At 52.0% G+C, this 18,230-nt stretch carries 15 protein-coding genes; 8 read left to right on the top strand and 7 right to left on the bottom strand.

The genetic code is table 11. The features are described from left to right. Nucleotides 1–20 precede the first annotated feature (20 nt). Complete coding sequence (gene lpxK / locus Q1Q75_RS07680; RefSeq protein ID WP_300668887.1) at nt 21–1,106, top strand: tetraacyldisaccharide 4'-kinase; 1,086 nt, start codon at nt 21–23, stop codon at nt 1,104–1,106. A gap of 452 nt (nt 1,107–1,558) precedes the next feature. On the opposite strand, the gene Q1Q75_RS07675 is transcribed toward lpxK, so the two are convergent. Further along, entirely contained in the window at nt 1,559–2,152 is a 594-nt protein-coding gene (locus Q1Q75_RS07675; RefSeq protein ID WP_300668885.1) for a TetR/AcrR family transcriptional regulator, read from the bottom strand. Nucleotides 2,153–2,629: 477 nt separating this feature from the next. Between Q1Q75_RS07675 and Q1Q75_RS07670 the strand changes: the two genes are divergently transcribed. Then, nucleotides 2,630–4,618 (top strand): LTA synthase family protein, encoded by a 1,989-nt coding sequence (locus tag Q1Q75_RS07670; RefSeq protein ID WP_300668883.1) that lies wholly within the window; start codon nt 2,630–2,632, stop codon nt 4,616–4,618. A gap of 168 nt (nt 4,619–4,786) precedes the next feature. Here the strand turns inward: Q1Q75_RS07670 and hldE are convergent, their stop codons facing one another. Both hldE and Q1Q75_RS07660 read right to left on the bottom strand, forming a co-directional pair. Continuing rightward, a complete protein-coding gene (gene hldE, locus Q1Q75_RS07665; protein WP_300668880.1) occupies nt 4,787–6,238 on the bottom strand; it encodes a bifunctional D-glycero-beta-D-manno-heptose-7-phosphate kinase/D-glycero-beta-D-manno-heptose 1-phosphate adenylyltransferase HldE in 1,452 nt (483 codons plus the stop codon). A gap of 166 nt (nt 6,239–6,404) precedes the next feature. Continuing rightward, the gene (locus Q1Q75_RS07660; RefSeq protein ID WP_300668878.1) at nt 6,405–7,361 is read right to left on the bottom strand and encodes a hypothetical protein; all 957 of its coding nucleotides are present in this window, start codon (nt 7,359–7,361) and stop codon (nt 6,405–6,407) included. A gap of 357 nt (nt 7,362–7,718) precedes the next feature. Here Q1Q75_RS07660 and Q1Q75_RS07655 point away from each other — a divergent pair, with 357 nt between their 5' ends. Then, nucleotides 7,719–8,759, top strand: coding sequence for a glycosyltransferase family 9 protein (locus Q1Q75_RS07655; protein ID WP_300668876.1), 1,041 nt, complete (start codon nt 7,719–7,721; stop codon nt 8,757–8,759). 352 nt (nt 8,760–9,111) lie between these two features. Here the strand turns inward: Q1Q75_RS07655 and Q1Q75_RS07650 are convergent, their stop codons facing one another. From Q1Q75_RS07650 to Q1Q75_RS07640, 3 genes are read right to left on the bottom strand one after another with little or no spacing between them, the layout of a single operon-like run. Further along, on the bottom strand, nt 9,112–9,786 hold the full coding sequence (locus tag Q1Q75_RS07650; RefSeq protein ID WP_300668874.1) for a lipopolysaccharide kinase InaA family protein: 675 nt from the start codon (nt 9,784–9,786) through the stop codon (nt 9,112–9,114). Next, nucleotides 9,783–10,793 (bottom strand): glycosyltransferase family 9 protein, encoded by a 1,011-nt coding sequence (locus tag Q1Q75_RS07645; protein WP_300668872.1) that lies wholly within the window; start codon nt 10,791–10,793, stop codon nt 9,783–9,785. Before Q1Q75_RS07645 ends, Q1Q75_RS07650 begins: the two co-directional genes overlap by 4 nt. Nucleotides 10,794–10,828: 35 nt before the next feature. Continuing rightward, nucleotides 10,829–11,518 carry a hypothetical protein gene (locus tag Q1Q75_RS07640; RefSeq protein WP_300668868.1) on the bottom strand — a complete coding sequence of 230 codons (690 nt, stop codon included), beginning with the start codon at nt 11,516–11,518 and terminating at the stop codon, nt 10,829–10,831. A 667-nt stretch (nt 11,519–12,185) separates the two neighbouring features. Between Q1Q75_RS07640 and Q1Q75_RS07635 the strand changes: the two genes are divergently transcribed. From Q1Q75_RS07635 to Q1Q75_RS07615, 5 genes are all read left to right on the top strand, one after another. Next, complete coding sequence (locus Q1Q75_RS07635) at nt 12,186–13,133, top strand: O-antigen ligase family protein (protein WP_300668866.1); 948 nt, start codon at nt 12,186–12,188, stop codon at nt 13,131–13,133. A gap of 106 nt (nt 13,134–13,239) precedes the next feature. Then, nucleotides 13,240–14,349, top strand: a complete 1,110-nt coding sequence (locus tag Q1Q75_RS07630; protein ID WP_300668863.1) for a glycosyltransferase family 4 protein — start codon at nt 13,240–13,242, stop codon at nt 14,347–14,349. Between the two features lie 318 nt (nt 14,350–14,667). After that, nucleotides 14,668–15,117: a hypothetical protein gene (locus Q1Q75_RS07625; RefSeq protein ID WP_300668860.1), complete on the top strand. Its 450-nt coding sequence runs from the start codon at nt 14,668–14,670 to the stop codon at nt 15,115–15,117. A 423-nt stretch (nt 15,118–15,540) separates the two neighbouring features. After that, the gene (locus tag Q1Q75_RS07620) at nt 15,541–16,356 is read left to right on the top strand and encodes a bifunctional 2-polyprenyl-6-hydroxyphenol methylase/3-demethylubiquinol 3-O-methyltransferase UbiG (RefSeq protein ID WP_300668858.1); all 816 of its coding nucleotides are present in this window, start codon (nt 15,541–15,543) and stop codon (nt 16,354–16,356) included. 21 nt (nt 16,357–16,377) lie between these two features. After that, nucleotides 16,378–17,412: a glycosyltransferase family 9 protein gene (locus tag Q1Q75_RS07615; protein WP_300668855.1), complete on the top strand. Its 1,035-nt coding sequence runs from the start codon at nt 16,378–16,380 to the stop codon at nt 17,410–17,412. Here Q1Q75_RS07615 and Q1Q75_RS07610 read toward each other — a convergent pair. Then, nucleotides 17,381–18,175 (bottom strand): glycosyltransferase family 2 protein, encoded by a 795-nt coding sequence (locus tag Q1Q75_RS07610; protein ID WP_300668852.1) that lies wholly within the window; start codon nt 18,173–18,175, stop codon nt 17,381–17,383. The genes Q1Q75_RS07615 and Q1Q75_RS07610 overlap by 32 nt on opposite strands. Between the last annotated feature and the right edge of the window lie 55 nt (nt 18,176–18,230).

Genomic DNA, 18,230 nt, shown 5'->3' with positions numbered 1-18,230 from the left:
CAGGATAAAAATTTGAGTGTATGGGAAAAATGACGGATTACATTGAACGTGCCTTTGAAGATGACGGCAGGACCTCGCTGATGTCTCCAAAGTTTGCCTTGCTGGGTCTTTCGAAAGTGTACGGCGCTTTGGGCCGTGCCAAGCGGGTGGCGTATGAGAAGGGTGTCCTGGAAGCAAAGCATCTCCCTGCACGGGTGGTGGCCATCGGCAACCTGACGGCAGGCGGTACGGGCAAGACCCCCATGACCCTTTTTGCAGCGCGGTGGTATCGGGCGCAAGGGGCTAAAGTGGCGATTGTGAGCCGAGGGTATGGCGGGAGCCTTTCGAGTCAGGGTGCCGTGGTTTCCGATGGGGACGCGATTTTTCTTTCGCCTTTTGAGGCGGGGGACGAGCCGGTGATGATGGCCGAGCAGCTTCCCGGTGTTCCGGTGGTGATCGGCAGCGATCGTTATGCCGCGGGCCTGGAGGCCTGTGACCGGTTTCGGCCTGATGTGGTGCTTCTGGATGATGCCTATCAGCATATTCGGTTGGCCCGGGATTTGAATATCCTCCTGGCCGATGGCGCGCGCCCCTTTGGGAACGGTCATGTCCTTCCACGGGGGCCTTTGCGCGAACCCCTTTCGGCCTTTTCATGGGCCGACGCCGTGGTTCTGACCCGGGCTGGAGCTGGGGATGTGACGCGTTTTTTGAGCCATCTACCCGGGCCGTTGAGAACCAAGGCTGCCTCCCTTCCTGTCATTGCCTCCACACATCGCGTCTCCCTGTCGGATGGGGCAGGCAACCCCTTGACGCCCCAGGCACTCGGCCCCGCCTTTCTTTTTTCAGGGATCGCAAAAAACCATGCTTTTGAAGAGGGGGCCAGGTCCCTTGGGGTGACCGTCGTTGGTGGGCACTTTTTTGAAGATCATCATTCCTATACCGAAGCGGAGATCGTCGCCCTGGAAGCAGAAGCCAGAGCCAGCGGCGCCTCCGTTCTTCTCACCACGGACAAGGATCGGGTGAAGGTGCGCACGCTGGCCTCTCTGCCCCTTTGCACCGTCTCCGTCTCCATTGAATTCAACGACGATCTCCCCGCCATCACGACCCTGTTAGCTACCCAGCTTTGATGAAAAAAGGGCCGCTGCCCAGCACAACAAAAAAGGCCTCCGGCGGCAAGGTGGCGAAGCAGCGGTAGCAAAAAAACGTGAACCCGGGTTTGTGCGTGCTCAACGGCTGTCGGTACCCTCAACTTCTTGTGTTTGCCTTCGCGTGAAGGGAGAGGGTAACGGGTGATTTGCCTGTAATCGTATCATTTACACGATTTCATCCTGTGAAACCCCTCTGTTGTGTGCTAATCAACTAGTTGACGATTCTATGTCAACGCCGGAGGAGAGTTCGTGTGGGAGCGGCTCTCTTCCGGCACTTTTTTTGAAGGCTTCGTCAAAAAGTCGTCGACTCTGTCCCACGATAGAACAGCTCATGGCCGGGCGCTTAAGATATTTGATATTGAAAAGCAGGTGGGATGACGTATCCAGAGACAAGGGGCATTCATTTGGCCCTTCGCTGGCCATGTCGTGTTTTACCGGCCCTGTTTCCTGCAGACCCCATGAAAAAAGAGGTCGACATAGTTGTCGGCGATCTCCTGAATGGTCAGAGGCCCTTCCGGTGTGTACCAGTAGGAGATGCCGGTGCACATCTGGAGCAGAGCCCGTGAGGAGAGAGTGACGTTATCAATTTCCAGTTCCTCTGTATCGATACCTTCCTGAAGCATTTTTTTGTAGATGCCCTCGTACTGATCCCGCATGCCGACAATTTTTTTGTAGTTGGTTAGGTCAAGACTTCGGAGCTCCGCGTCGGAAACGTAGGTCTCATCAGCATCCATGGCGTGAAACGCCACATGAGCGCGAATGGCCTTTCGTAATTTTTCTCGGGGGCTGGTCACCTCCTCGATCTCCCGGGAGACGCGAGTTATGAGGTTGACCATGGTGTCCTCCATAATCATAAAGAGGATCTCCTGCTTGGAGTTGAAATGGTGGTAGATGCTGCCGCCTTTGACCCCGGCGCGTTTTGCGAGCTCACGGAGGGTGGATCCGCTGTAGCCTTTTTCACGGAAGAGGCGTGCGGCTTCTCGAAAAATAATGGTTTTGCGCGAGGCGATGTGTGAGCTGCTCATGGGTGTGGCTCCTTGGGCTCAGTATCATGAGTGACTTAACCCGGATATTTCATGAGAAAACGGCCATGCCAAAATAATGGTATTTTATTACAGCGGGTTATCAAGAAAGGAATAGGCGTCTCAAAAATGCAAAATGTATTTCACCGTTTTCTGCTCGCCTTTCTCACCCTTCGGGCGAGCCGAGTGCACCCATCTTCTGCGTTATCAGAGCTTTGAGGTAAACCAATAGATCTGCAGCACTGATGCCTTGAATATGGGTGCACTCGACTCGTGAAATATTCGGGCTAACGTTAGTTAGGTTAGGATTCTATGGAAGGGAAAGTCAAGGGGGGAAAATAGGCTTTAATTTTTACATGAAATAGACTAATAGCAAAGGGTTGTATAATCTGGTGCGAACCATTTATGCCGATGTTATGATTGTTCACCCTGTGGGTGAGGGCAGGGCTTCGGCGTGTTTAACTTTTTTTGGGGTTTATTATGACATACCGTGGGCTCGTGCGTCCGTCCTGGAGCCGATTCTTTGTTGAGTTGCAGAAAGATCTGAAGTTGCTCTTTTTTTTGATCCTGTCCCTTCAGCTGTACCGTTTTTTTATTGTTTTTGTCTTTCGGTCCGCCATTGCGGAGAGTGTGAGCTCGGCCGATTATGGCCTCGCTTTTTTCAGCGGGATCCGTTTTGACGCACGGGTGTCCATGCTCTCTCTGATCCCCTCCCTGCTCGCCTCTCTGTCCTGCGGGGTATTTGACCTGCAAAGGTTCTCCACCGGCCTCAGAAATTGGACGGCACGGTTAATGCTCCTCTTGAATGCCATCATTTTTTCAGCGAACTATATGTTTGTCACCGAATACAAGGACACCTTCAATCAGTGGGTTTTCGGAGCGATTTATGATGATTTTGGAGCGGTCATCAAGTCGGCCTGGAGCACTTACCCTGTGGTGACCATCGCTTTTGTGGCCGTGTGTTTTTATTTTTTGAGCTCTAAGTTGGCTTTAAAGGCCATTGAAACCCCCATTGCTTCGGAGGTCTGGCTCCATCGCCTGGGGCGCTCGATTCCCATGAAGGTGGTTGCCACGACCCTGGTGCTTTGCCTGATGACCTTTTCCGCACGGGGTTCGGTGGCCCATCGCCCTGTTCAGCTGAAGGATGCGGGGGTTACCCGGGACTCTTTTTTGAATCGCATGGTGTTAAACCCCTGGTCAGCCCTTCGGTATGCCATCAAACACCACTCTCGGCTGTCGGGGGTCTCAGGGCTTGAAACCCTGCTTCCGGGGGGGGATATTGTCGGCGCTGCCGAAAGGGTGTTCGGACGCACCGGGTTTCATAACCTGGATGACGCCATGCAAAGGACCAGTCAGGGGATTGCTGAGAATCGGCCGCAGCATATCTTTTTTATCGTCATGGAGAGCATGGACAACTGGCCGATGATGGAGCGGTATCAGTCGATGGAGCTGATGCCGGAGATGGCCAGGCTCGGGCGCGAAGGGGTCCAGGTGGACAGTTTTCTGTCGGCTTCTTACGGGACCATGATCTCCCTGGCCGCCATTATGACAGGCTTGCCGGATGTGGGGGTCATCACCAATTACCAACCTTCGGCCCAAGCCCCCTTTCCCACATCCCTGGCCCCTCAGTTTAAGGGCTTGGGCTATGAGACGAACCTGTTTTACGGGGGGTACCTCTCCTGGCAGCGTCTGGATGATTTTTCCAGGAACCAGGGATTTGAGCACAGGTATGGCGGTAACCATATGGGGGATTGGCTCAAAGGCAATGAGTGGGGGGTGGATGACGAACTCCTCTTCGATTTTATCCTGAAGCAGCTGGACAAGGAGACCCCTTCGTTCAACTTTATTATGTCCACCTCCTACCATCCGCCCTACGACTTGGATGTTTACGGCAAAGGGTTTAACCTCAAAGAGATCCCGCAAGATCTTAAAGAGGCCTATGACGGCCAGGTCTCTCTCGATGTGCTTGGGCACCTTTGGTATTCGGATCACGAAGTGGGCCGGTTTGTGACGGAGGCGGAAAAACGGTTTCCCAACGCCTTGTTTGCCATCACCGGTGACCATTGGTCTCGAAGATTTTTAAACGAACACCCCTCACTTTATGAGCGTACCAGTGTTCCCCTCGTCCTTTATGGTAAAAAAGTGCTTGAGGGGGTTGAGATTCCTGAGCAGATGGCGGGCAGTCATATGGACATCATGCCGACCCTGTTTGAGCTGGCCGCCCCGGAAGGGCAAACCTATTATAGCCTGGGATCCAATATTTTAGATTCAAAGAGGGTGCAGATGGGGATTGGCCGTGGAATGATGGTGACACCTGGGGCCATGATCTCTGAGGGAAAGGTAGAGACACTTCCCTTTGGGGCGGGGACCCTTGCTCCGGACCCCGACGAGGCCGGTCGCCTTGTTCAGGCCTGGCAGGGCTTGGGATGGTGGCGGATTATGAAGGGAAGCGATTTACCGGGCGGGTGAAAGCCTGTGGCCGGAGTCGCTCCCTGACCCTTCACGCGAATGCGGACGCGAGGTGCTCAGAGTACCCACAGCCGGAGAGCATTCGCAAACCCGCATTCAAGGTAGCCTTACCTTGCTGACGGAGGCAATTTGGAAAAGGGCGACACGCCGGGGCGTGTCGCCCTTTTTTTATGACTGATTGAGGATGCGCTGCTCGATGCCCGTGGTGCTGTGACCTTCGATGAGGGGGACCAGGGCCACGCGACCGCCGTAGCTCTCCACCACCTCTTTGCCCACCACTTCGTGGGGTTTGTAGTCGGCCCCTTTGACCAGAATATCCGGCCTGACGGCCCGGATCAGTTCAATGGGGGTGTCTTCGTCGAAAATGACCACAAGATCCACGGAGGAGAGGGCGCTTAAGATGGCTCCGCGGTCCTCTTCTTTGAGGATGGGGCGCCGTTCGCCTTTGAGTCTGCGCACCGAGGCGTCGCTGTTGAGCCCTACCACCAGTCGGTCTCCCAGGTTTCGGGCTTTGTAGAGGATGTCGACATGGCCGGGGTGGAGAAGGTCAAAGCAGCCGTTGGTAAAAATGACCTCGTCGCCGTTTTCCTGCCATTGAGCCACCTTGTGGGCGGCGGTGGCACGGTCACAGGTCTTGATGAAATCAGGCCTTTTTTTGTCGCTCTCGATCTGTTTCAGCTCGCCGATGGTGACGGGGCGTGTGCCCAGTTTTCCCACCACAATGCCGGCTGCGGCATTGGCCAGCCGGGCGGCGGCCCCAAAGGGGATCCCGGCGGCCACGGAGGCGGCCAGGGTGGCGATGACGGTGTCACCGGCTCCGGAGACATCAAAGACTTCCCGGGCTTCTGTGGGGATGAAAAGGGCCGCTTCTGCTTCTCCTTTAAGGCACATGCCATCAGCCCCTCGGGTGAGGAGGAGGTGGGAGAGGCCGTAGGTGGTGCGGGTCTCCTCTACCTGGTCTGCGACCGCCGTTTCTCCCTGGTCCAGTCGGTGGCCGAGGACCAATTCCAGCTCGCTGGTGTTGGGGGTGATGCAGGTGGCGCCGTGGTAACGGTCCCAGTCGCTCCCTTTGGGATCGACAAAAACGGACACTCCGCTGGCTTCTGCCATGCGGATGAGTTGCTGGCAGAAGCCCTCGGTTTGCATCATCCCTTTGCCGTAATCGGAGAGGATCAGGGCGTCGGTTTTTGCCATGGCCGCTTCGCAGGTGGCCACCAGTTGAGCCTCATCAATTTTGGAGAGGGGGGCGACCACCTCGCTGTCCAGCCGGAAGAGCTGTTGCTTCTGGGCCATGATGCGGGTTTTGGTGGTGGTGGGACGGCCCTCTGACGCCATGAGTTGGGTGGTAATGCCCATGTCTTCGGCCAGCCAGGACAGTCGCCGGCCCGTCTCGTCATCGCCGAGAAGGCCCACGAGTGTCACCTGGCAGCCGAGGCCAGCCAGGTTGGCCGCCACGTTGCCGGCTCCGCCCATGATTTCTGAGGTCTCGCCCGTTTTTACCACGGGCACCGGGGCTTCCGGGGAGATGCGCTCCACCTCTCCCCAGATATATCGGTCCAGCATGATATCGCCGACGACAAGGACGCGGGCGCTGCTGAAGGTATCGATTTGGATTTGCATGATTTATCGCTTTCTTTGCTGTCACGGTTCAGCTTAGGGCTCAGGCAAAAAATAAATGCCCAAATTTCATAATAATGCCGCTGTGATTTGACCCGAGGAACGAGGGTTAAAACGCTGCGGCAACCTGCTTTCAAGGTGGCTCACCTTGCCGCCGGAGGCAAGGTTGCTAAAGGTTTCCCGCTTCGACTTCCATGATGGCCGAGGCGAGAAGGGGAATCATGATCTCGTGGTGGCCGGTGATGGCGTAGCCCTTGCCTCCGGGCATGACGGGGCGTGAGACCACGTTGACATGGGGGCGGTAGTGCTGGATCATGTCGAAGTTGGCCGTGGTGAAGTGGGTGACCTTGTGGCCGAGGTTTCGGGCCACGGCCAGGGCCTTTAAAAAGACCTCGGGCATAATGACTGCGCTGCCGAAATTGAGCACCACGCCGCCATCTCCGAGTCCGGAGACGCTGTGGGCGAAAATACGAAAATCTCTCAAGGAGGCTTCGCCGATGGCGGCTCCTTTGGCTGTGGGGTGCTGGTGAACGATGTCGGTGCCTATGGCCACATGGAGGGTGTAGGGGATCTCCAGCTCAAAGGCCCGTGCCAGCAAGGCGCGTCCTCTGTGGGGGGCGTCTTCTTCGATGAGGAGGGCGCCCACGGCCTGTCCGAAGCCTTCGGTTCCTGCCGCCGCTCTGACAGCAGCCTTGTTCACCAGGGCGGCCGTGTCTTCGGCCATGCCAAAGGAGCCGTCTTCAAGTTGGGTGGCCACATCTTCGGAGGTGTGCCCGAAACGGGCGAGCTCGGTGTCGTGGATGCCTGCCGCTCCGTTGGAGCCGAAGTGGGTGATGAATCCTTTTTGGGCCAGGTCTGCCAGGATGGGTGAGCAGCCTGTCTTGATAACGTGGCCACCGATCATGGCCATGACGGGTTTGCCCTTTGCCTTGGCAGCTACCACGGCGCGGGCCACGGCGAGCAGGTCATCGGCTTTGAGGATGGATGGCAGGTTCTTAAAGAACTGGGCCATGGGGATGCCAGCCTCAGACGGTGTCCCTTCAAGGGCGGTGGTCACCTTGGAGGGGCGCTGGGTGGCGGAGTAGGTTCGGACCTTGGTAATGTCTATCTCTTTATATCGGGTCATGGTATCACAGAGTCGTTGTTTGGGTTATGACGGCATGGGTCGCCTGGCGTGGGTTTGTATGAGGGGCCGTTTTTATGCGTTAAGTCATATCACAGCGTTGCCTGGCAGTGAAAGGGGATTTTCCCTGTGTACAGGGGGACGGTTGCGTGGCTTTTTCGCTTGTTAAGCGAATGTAACTATTCAGCTTGTGCCTTCGCGGCCCTGCCGGGGGTTAAATTTTTGAAAAGTTGAACAAACAGGTCTTGGTGGCTATCTCAGATTTACATCAAACCAAAGCGCATCTGCAAACCTGATTTCAAGGTGGCACGCCTTGCTGCCGGAGGCTTTTTTTTATAAAATTTATGTAAGGAATAGGGGATGGGGATAATTCCAGCCAGAAAGATTCTTGTGATTCGGACCTCGGCCTTGGGGGATGTGGTTCATGCCATGGCCATGATGGGTGCCCTGCGCCACGGCTACCCCGATGCGGAGATTACCTGGGTGCTTCAGCCCCTGGCTTATGAGATGGTTAAGCACCAGGGGGTGGCGGATCATTACGTGCTCTTTGACCGCAAAGGGGGCCGGGATCACTGGAAGGCCCTGAGGCAGCGCTTTAAAGGCGAGGTCTACGATGTGGTGCTCATGCTTCAGGTGAGCATCAAGGCCAGCGCTATCTCCACCCTGATCAAGGGGCGGATCAAGCTCGGATTTGACATGGCACGATGCCGGGAGTGCCAGTGGCTCTTTTCCAATCGCCGGATCCCGAAAAAAACGCCGGGCCATGTCCAGGATCAGTTCTTTGAGTTTGTGGAATATCTTGGGGTGACGGATTACCCCGTGGCGTGGAACTTCGGGTTTACAGAAGAGGAGGTGGCGGCGCGAGCCGCGTTTTTCGGCAAGTTCGCTGCACCGGCCGTTACCTTTGTGGTGGCTTCCTCCAGCCCCGATAAAGACTGGCCCGCCGAACGGTATGCCCGGGCGGTGGATCACGTGGCTCGAAAAGGGCTGGTGCCGGTTCTGACCGGTGGGCCCAGCCCGCGTGAAAAAGAGCTGGCCGATGAGATCAGCCGTCTCTCAGAACATACGCCGGTCATCGCCCTTCAGAACGGGATTCGAGACCTGCTCAAGGTGCTCTCCGGTTCCCTTGTGGTGGTCTCTCCCGATACCGGTCCCCTGCATATGGCCGTGGCCCTTAATGTGCCCACCGTGAGCCTTTTCGGGTACTCGAATCCCCGGCGCTGCGGGCCGTATCGCCGGTTTCAGGACCTTCTCATTGATCGGTTTACCGAAACCCAGGCCGAAAACAGCGCCAAACGCTATTTTAAAACAGGGCGCATGGAGTACATCTCCGTTGAGGATGTGATCGAAAAGATCGACCTGGCGCTGGAACGATACGTAGGGCAGGCGGGGCGGACGTAAGGGGCGAAGTTAAAAAAAATGTAACTATTCAGCTCCAAAAGAAGCCTCCGGCGGCAAGGTGGGGCCACCTTGAAAGCGGGTTTGCGAATGCTCTAAGGCTGTCGGTCTTCTGGGCGCCTCGCGTCCGCATTCGCGTTACGGGTGAGGGGGTGCATCGTACGCCGCAAGCGCATAAGCTGCGGGTGCTGCCGTGATGCCTTGGATGGGGCATATTTTTGCTATTTGTTCCCTGTCGATTTCATTCCTCTATGTTCTCAGGCGGCTGGAAATAAATAATCATACCTGCTTTCAAGGTGGCTCACCTTGCCGCCGGAGGCATTGCTTTTTGTACTTTTATATTTTTCTTGCAACCTTAGAGACTTTTCATCATTCGGACAAAGCTTTCACTCAAGGCATCGGGCAGGCGGTGCTTTTTGACGGCTCGGATCCAGCGCTTTACATAGAGGGTGGAAAGGGCTTTTCGGTTGTTTATGCCCTCCCGGGCTTTGTCAAAGTCGATGAGGACGGGGTGGCCTTCTTTCGTGACAATGATATTTCCCGGGTGGAGATCTACGTGGTGGAGACCTCGGTCAAGAAGGGCACTCATCTGTGGGGCGAGTTTCGAAAAGAGGATATCTTGCTCTTGTGGGGTCAGGGGCGCGGTGGCCAGGGTGTGATCATGGGGGAGGGTCTCCATGAGAAGCCAGCAGCAGCGAATAAAACGCCCCGATTCAATGACGCCCAGTGGGGTCGGGGTTTTGACCTCTGTCCCGGATAGTTTGACCAGGAGCTCGTATTCTTTGAAAGCCCGGGTTTTTCCCCGTTCAAGATAGTATCTCCGGTTTACCCTGCCCACGAGCCCGCCCCGTAAGTATGGCTTGATGGCCACATGTTTCCCCGAAATCCCGTCGATAAACTGCAGGGCACCCCGACCCCCTAATGTTTTTTGGCCTTTTATCAGGGTGGCGGGAAGGGCGGCTGTAAGGTAAATGCCTTCGGTCTGTGTGAGGGGCAGGTGGCTTGTGAGGGTGTAGGGTCCGATCTTCATGGGAGGTTTCCTTCAAGGAGGCGTTCCACAGCCGCGAGAACCTGTTCCGGGGTGATCTCTCGCATGCAGGCTTCGGTGCCCTTGGGACACTCCCGTTTGCCGTGGCGACCACAGGGCCGACAGGGGAGCTCTTTTTCCACCACAACGGCCCTGTTTTTCCAAGGGCCGAAGCCGAAGGCCGGGGTGGTGGAGCAGAAAATCGCCACGTTGGGAACCTTGAGAGCAGAGGCCATGTGCAGGGCCATGCTGTCGTTACATATGATAACCTTCGCTTGCTTGGCGAGCCAGATCATCTCCCCGATGCTCGTGTGCCCGGCCAGGTTCACGGCAGGAATCCCTTCGGACGCCCGTCGGCAGGCACCAGCTTCATCGGGGCCTCCGGCCACCACCACAGACAGGCCCCTGGCAAGAAGCGATTCCGCGACCTTGTGGTATCCTTCGGAGTGCCACATTTTTGTTTTCCAGGCGCTTCCCGGAACCATGAGAGCAAAAGGACCCGCCGGAAGGGCTTTTTTGACCGCATCGGAAATGTCATCGTCTGGTGGGGGAAAAAGGCGCATGTCGACATTTAATGCAGACACGTCGGTTTCACCCTCGAGAATGGCAAGGTTTCTCAGGACATCGTGGACCTCTGGATTACGCCGAAAGGTCTGGTGATAGAGAAAACGCCCTTTGGCATTTGAGAAACCGATTCGTTCCGGAATGCCGGCCAGAGCCAGCATGACGCTGGTACGGATGGATCGGTGCAGGGAATAGACCCGGTGAAAGCCCATAGATCTGAGGGAGGCTGCCATGGCTCGTAGACCCTTGATGCCCTTGGCGCTCCCACGCTTGTCAAAGGGGATGACCCCTGCAAGCAGGGGGTCGTGTTTAACAAGATGGCTGGACAAGGGCGTGGTCATCATCCAGAGCTCGGCATCGGGGTGGAGCGCTTTTATGCCCTCAATTACCGGGGTGGAGAGGATGGTGTCTCCAAGGAAGCTGGTTTGGACGATCAGAATTTTCATTGATTTTCGTGCGCTCGTAGGGGGTAAATGGTGCCTCATTCGTGCCATTGGATGTTTGTTTTCAAGATTGCCGGGGGCGTTCCACCTATAGCCGTGTGCTCTTCATCGAAGGTATTGCCGGAGAACAGCGTGGCTGATGCAACCACCGTATTCCCGGGAATGACGCTTCCTTTTAAAATCGTGCATCGTGCACCGATCCATACATGATCTCCAATGGTGATCCTTTTATTAGGATTGACCCTTTTCTCAGATAGCTGACAAGAAATGGTATGTTGGTCGGTGTCCATGATTAGGATATCCCAGGAGAGAAGCGTGTCGTTTCCAATCGTGATGGCCTCGGCGCAAATGATGGTGGACGCCGATGAAATTTGAAAGTTGTGCCCGATGTCGAGGGTTCCGGTAACGCTCAAGGCTGATCCATAGCCTATTTTGGCCTTGCCCCTGAACCTGAGAGTGCCGTCAAGCATGAAGAGGGTTCGTCTTGACTTAAAGTCAATTGTATCGACACTGCCAAACCCTATGCGTACGATACCCGGTTTGATAACGCCTATCTCTATACGGCCGCCGAGGTGAATGAAGCGTGTATTGTGGGAAACAATGACCGGAAACTTCAGAGCCACTGGGAGTTTAAAATACCTAAAATTGAAAATAAGCGTTTTGGGTATGGCCAAAACATACCGAAAAAACAAGATTAATTTTTTTTTGTGATTGTAGGATATTATCATTTCTATATTTCAATGGGGAGTTATTATTGGGTTACTTAGTAAATGGACCAAACTTAAGCAAAAATGGTAGGGGGAGCGTTCCCCAAACACCCCTGTAGCTTTTGCCTGCTGGGAAAACATGTGTATTGAAAGCCGAAATATCATTATTGATATACTAAATCAAGAAATTCCTTGATTTTGATGGCTTGTGGATTGTCCGCTGCTATGGTATTTCCATCTTGGAAATTGGGCCTGCTTTGGATATCACCTGAAATGTATTATACGATGTGATGCTGGAATAATAGCCCCTTGTTTGTTGATTCATAGGGCACTCATATCAAATGTTCGGGAGTTTAATGTGACTTTTTTTACCCCATTGTTCCCAGTCGGTTTACGTGAAGGCTCGTGTGATAACCGCTGTGAGCTCTGGTTCTCGTGTATTGGCTTTGTTGTTGTCTGCTTTTTTTTTCTGGTTAGTTTTTTTTCCAAGGCAGCCTTAAACATTACCGGAGGGCTGGCGCTGCTTTGTGCGTTGATTTATGTCGTGATATATGGCCGAAGCGTCTTAAACGATGTCTCGGGGCTGAAGTATCTGATTTATCCTGTGATCATCGGAGCGGTCGTCGCTCTGTTTTCCAACGATGGGGGGCCTCTGGCACCTTTTGAGTTTTTGAACAGGATGAAATTTATGTTTGTCCCTTTTTTTATGGGGGTTTTTGTCCGGTCCCGCAAGCAGCTGTATGTTCTGGTGGCATGCCTCATTATTTCAGGGCTTATAGCGACTCTGTATGGGGTGTTGCATCCTCAGCAACTGAACTTCGGATATTTCAAAGGGTACTACAAACTGGATCGAAGCGCGTCCTTGATCCTAACCATGTGCCTTGCCCTGTTGGCTGTTCTTCTTGAAGGGTGGCGGGAGATCCCGGGGAAGTGGCGTTGGTTTCTGTTAGGGCTTGCGTTTCTGTTTCATTGGGAACTGGTGATGTGCTCTATTCGTGGCGCATGGCTGGGCTATGTGGTGGGGATTGTGTTGCTTGTATTGGCGTCGAGGTCCCGTATGGTTATCTGCTTTTTTGTCGCCATGGTTGTGGCGGGGCTTCTGGTTGGAGCCGGGCACAGCCTTGTTAAGGGTGAAGTTGTGTCCATTTTTGATTTGAAAACCAACGCTTCGAACAATGCAAGGCTTCATCTTTGGAGGGGGGGCATTGATTTTTCTAAAGAGCAGCTTTTTTTCGGGTCCGGCGTGAAGGGGCTTGAAAAACAGTACGCAGATTTTTTCTCCCGGCAATCTGACGATTACAAAAAAAAGTACCACTATGCGGACAAGTATCATGCCGGTTTCCATAATAATTATATTCAGATACTTGTGGAGTCAGGGCTTGTTACGTTGATCTCCGTTTTGATGGGGTTTGGGGGCCTTCTGTGGCTTTTTTTCAAAAAAATACAGACGGTTTCTGGCCTTGAACGAGGGGTTGCGTTGGCTGCTTTTTCGGTATCAGGCGGTTTCCTGGTGAAGCAGTTTTTTCACATGCAGTTGACCTCTTATGGCTCGGTTGCCTTCTATTTTGTGTTGTTTTCCGGGATGAGCTTCAGTGCCTTGAAGAATAGGGAAAGAGAGCTTAAAGGGCTGAATTGAGACTTTGGATAATTTACGTAAGCAGTGTGTAATGCCACAGAAAATGGCCGACAATGAGCATGGGCGCCTTTGTCTTGCATGACCTTAGTGTAGGAGGATTGAATTGATGAATCATAATATCCTGCAGTTGTGTTTGTCCCCTGCCTTGGGGGGGTTGGAGTTGTATGTTAAAAGGCTCGCATCTTTTTTGAATGAAAATGGGGGGGTGACTTGCGTTCTAAATGAGAATGGCCGATTAAGGGATGCTTTTTCTGAAGAAAATCTGAATTTTATCGAAATGGAAAAACCATCCATTATTTATTTAATTTCGGCCGCTAAAAAAATTGCCCGCATCATTGATGAGAACGGAATTGATGTGATTCACATTCATTGGACCAAGGATATCCCTGTGGCGGTGTTGGCAAAATGTTTTTCCCGGCGAAACCCCAAGTTGGTCCAGTCTCGTCATATGGCCATGACGCGATTTAAAGGCGACCCTTACCACCGATTTTTGTATAAAAATCTGGATATGATGATTGCCGTCACAAAGGCGGTTCAAGCCCAGCTTGAAGCATTTATTCCCATGGAAATCAGGCCGACAGTGGAGACGCACTATATTGGAGCCGGAATGCCTCGGGTTATTGCCGATGAGGAGAGAATTGCACTAAGGAAACGCTATAATCTGGGCCATTCTTTTGTCGTCGGTATCGTTGGTCGCATTGAAGAAGGTAAAGGGCAGTACCTGTTGATTGATGCCATCAGGCAACTGAAAAGCGATGGGGTTGATGTAAAAGCACTTATTGTCGGTGATGCAATGTCGCTTGATTATCTGGAACAGGTGAGGGCAGGGATCAAACGCGATGAATTGGGAAAGGACATTATCTTTACAGGTTTTGTCAATCATGCCCAAGAACTTATGCAGATGTGCGATGCCATCGTTCTGGCCACCCACAATGAGACCTTTGGATTGGTATTGATCGAAGCCATGCAGTGTGGTGTTCCCGTTATCGGGAGCAACTGTGGTGGGCCGCTTGAAATTATCGAGGATCATCAATCAGGGTTATTGTTTGAAAGCCTGAACAGTCGAGACTTGGCCGCAAAGATTAAATATCTTATCGAAAATGCAGATGCCCGTATGTCGCTGGCGGAACAGGGGCGGCAAAGAGCACTTGAGCTTTTTAATGAGCAAAACCAATTTCAAGAGGTTGTGGGTGTATTGGAGGGTTTGACCGGGTAGCCATTCAGGATTAAGTGATGGCGCATAGATGAGGCTCGGTAAAAAGTAATTATACAGTTTACCGGTATTGGCCTCCTTACCGTTGATACGTATCAGTGAAAAGAATAATGTGGATACCCAATCTGCATCGGATCTGTGTTTGTATGTTTTATTATTGCGTGAACCCTTACCCATGCAGTTATAGTTGCAGTTGTGAGGCCCGGATGGATTCGATGGGAATCGCACTCATTCGAATGCAATGAAGTCGAAAAGGGTTTACTGAGTATCCTCTGATAAATTAGCTATAGCTTTAAATTTACCTGAATGGGCGAGAAAATTATGTTAAATTCTATTTTGGTCTATGCCCGAAATAAAGTGCGGGTAAAAGGTGATAATTCTTTGAGTATTGATAAAACAGCCCGTGTTAGAGGCTGCTTTATTTCCATACAGGGAAAGAATAACAGCTTGATAATAAAAGGCGCAGCCAATATCCGAGATACTTATTTTGAAATTGATGGGAATGATTGTTCGATAGTTATTGGTGAAAATTGTCGTATTGGTGATAATTGTTATCTGTCATCACGGGAAAAATGTGTCTCAATAACAATCGGCAATAATACATCTCTTTCGCGCAATGTGAAGATTATGACAAGCGACGGACACAATATAACCCAAGGTAAAAGACGAATTAATCCTGCCAAGAGCATATCTATTGGGGACCATGTCTGGCTTGCTGATGGTGTCGCTGTTTTGAAAGGGGGGGGGCAGTGGGCAGTAATTCTATTATAGGGCTTCATTCAGTGGTAACAAGGAAAATAGGATCAAACAAAGTCGCAGTGGGAAATCCTGCTGTCGAGGTTAAGGATGCTGTTGATTGGGATGAATGCTTAACATATTAGATATAGATGTCCAGAAAAACGCGTATTTATCTTTTTGTGTGTGGAATTTTCGTGATGCGGGCCGGTTTGTATGGTCAAAAATACGTATCCGCAAGGAGACAGGGTCTTCCAGAAAACAAGCCAACCGATTTCCGGTGCATGGAAAGATATAATTGCCCCAGTTTAAAGGCTGTGACATCTTGTTCAAAACCCGCTGAAGTGCCGGTTGTCATTTTTTTGTCAAGGCGTCCGTAACTTTTATTGTATGATTAAATTTTGTCTATTCTCTGTACCGTCTTGAATTATATGTTAATGATTGCTTTTGGAGATGAAAATGGAAGAATTTATATATGAAGGGGTAAGTATATATGTTGCCGATTATCTTAAAAAATCGGAGTTTTTAAAAAACTCTATTGTTTTAGATATTCCGGCTGGAGATGGTCGGTCAAGTGCGATTATGAAAGAAAAGGGGGCTGAAGTTATAGCCTTTGATCTTTTTCCTTCATTTATGAAAGCAAAAGGAATCAAATCAGAATTTGCAGATATGATGGATCGTATACCTCTGGATGATAAAACAGCAGATATGATCCTTTCGCAGGAAGGTGTCGAACATATACCTGATCACATGAAGCTTTTTCGAGAATTTAACAGGTTGCTGAAACCTGGCGGGCTTTTAGTTATTACAATTCCGAATAGGTCATGTTTGGTTGGGCGTTTTACTTCTCTCATACATGAAGGGGAAACTTTGCGGAATATGCCTCCTTCTGAGGTTGACAGTATCTGGCATTCTGAGGGAGATGGAAGAATTTATTACGGGCATCTTTTTACTCCAACCGCCCAGAGTCTAAGAGCTATGTCATCCATTAATGGCTTTGAACTTATTGAAAGCGTTCCATGTCAAAAGAGCAAGTCGTCGATTTTTCTTTTACCTTTCTTTTGTCCTTTTATTTGTCTCTTTTCTTCATATGCTTTCATTAGGAATTGTATTAAATGGAGACGAAATAAACCTGCCATTAAGTTATTTTGGAAACAATACAAAATTAATTTATCTCAAAAAACTTTATTAAATAAAAATCTTTTTTGGGTACTAAAGAAAAAGGATGATGCAGATCATACTCGAAAATGTATCGCTTCACTCTACAAGAGATAATGTAAATATCCGGAATTTCATATGAATAAAATCCTCGTCATACGTAACGACAAAATCGGTGACTTCATGCTGGCCTGGCCAAGCTTTGCCATGCTCAAAACATCCCTTCCTGACTGCCGGGTGGTGGCATTGGTCCCTCGGTATACGGCAGCACTCGCACGTCTGTGTCCGTGGATTGATGACGTGATCATCGATCCCACTAAAAAGGCCGATAAATCTGAGCAAAAAAAGGTGATCGAAGAGATCCGGGGGCATCGCTTCGATGCCTCGATCAACCTGTTCTCCACATCGTACAACGCCCTGGTGGTCTGGAGGGCGGGCATTCCATATCGCCTGGCGCCGGCGACCAAGCTGGCTCAGATTTTCTATACGCGCCGGATTACACAACGGCGGTCCCGATCGCTCAAGCCAGAGTATCAGTACAATCTGGATCTGATCCGTTCGTTTCTCGCTGAACGGGAGCAACCCATCATCGAGGTTCAGGCGCCTTATCTGACGATGCCCGCGGATCAGTTGTCTGCACAACGGCAGAAGCTTGCCAAGCAGCTTTCGATAAATGACGAAAAACCATGGGTTTACGTTCATGCGGGGTCAGGTGGGTCTGCCAATAATCTCTCCCTGGAACAATATGCGGCGTTGATTGTCGGGATGGATGTCCATTGCGAGGTGGTGTTAACCGCCGGCCCGGGTGAAGAAGCAAACGCTCGGCGGTTGCAATCTATGGTTGAATCGAAGGGCCGCCACGTGGCCCTGTACGATAGGAACGAGGGGTTGATCGACTTTACATGCGCCATTGCCTGTGCCGATCTCTTTATTGCCGGCTCCACAGGCCCCCTGCACATTGCCGGGGCCCTGGATGTTCCCACCGTGGGATTTTTCCCGCGCAGGCGCTCTGCCACCCCCCTTCGATGGCTGCCGCTTAATTCAGAAGGCCGGCATCTTTCATTTTGTCCGCCCGAGGGGGGTGGGGCTCAAGGAGAGACGGATATGAGCCGTATTGATGTGGAGGTGGTTCTGTCGGTGATCACTCCCTGGGCGTCTCAGTACCTGTCGTGATCCACAAATCGGCGTATTTTACGAAGGTGGAGTGCGCCGAGAGCAGGGACAGCAAAAATCCCTGTTTGCCGTCCAGAAATCCTGCCTTGAGAATATACATCTTCAGAAAACAGCCGATGGCATGATTGATGCCCTGGCTGATACTGCCTTTTTTACCCTTCTTTTCACGTTGCTCTGACCATGCCTTTGCGTACCCTGCTGATTTGACCAGGTAGTGGTGTAAATCGTTGTAGGTGTAGTGAATGGCGTCTCCCTCAAGATCCTCAACGCTCATGGTGTCGGTGGTTTCCACTTTTTCGTGGACCAGCGAATCGTCATAGTGCGTCAGCCGGGTCGGGTAGAGACGCACCACCCGATCCGGGTACCACCCGCAGTGACGGATATAGCGTCCAAATACCCAGCTTAAGCGGGAGATGCGGTACACGGCCAAGGGGTTGTCGGCGGCAACCGCCTCCTCAATGCTGGTGCGCAGTTCAGGTGTCACGCGTTCATCGGCATCCAGCCAGAGGACAAAATCGGAGGTGACATGCTGCTGGGCCAGCTGTCGCTGCGGGCCAAATCCAGGCCACGTCTCATTGACAAAAAAATGGTCGGTAAATTGCCTTGCCACCTGCTCTGTCGCATCCGTGCTGCCGGAATCGAGGATGACAATCTCATCCACCCAGCCATGAACGGTTTCGAGGCAGGCTTTCAGGTTGTCCGCTTCGTTTTTGACGATGACCGCAACGGTGAGGGTCGGTTTTTCTCTCTGGGGTTCAACCATGGTGTGTTTCACTTTTTTTTGATCGGTTCAAGGGGTCTGAAACAGGCGCTTCCGA

Origin of the sequence: Desulfoluna sp. (genome assembly GCF_030145185.1) — a bacterium.
In the GTDB taxonomy this organism is placed as follows: Bacteria; Desulfobacterota; Desulfobacteria; order Desulfobacterales; family Desulfolunaceae; genus Desulfoluna.
The sequence above is the reverse complement of the archived record's forward strand: the minus strand, read 5'-3'. Positions and strand labels throughout refer to the sequence as shown.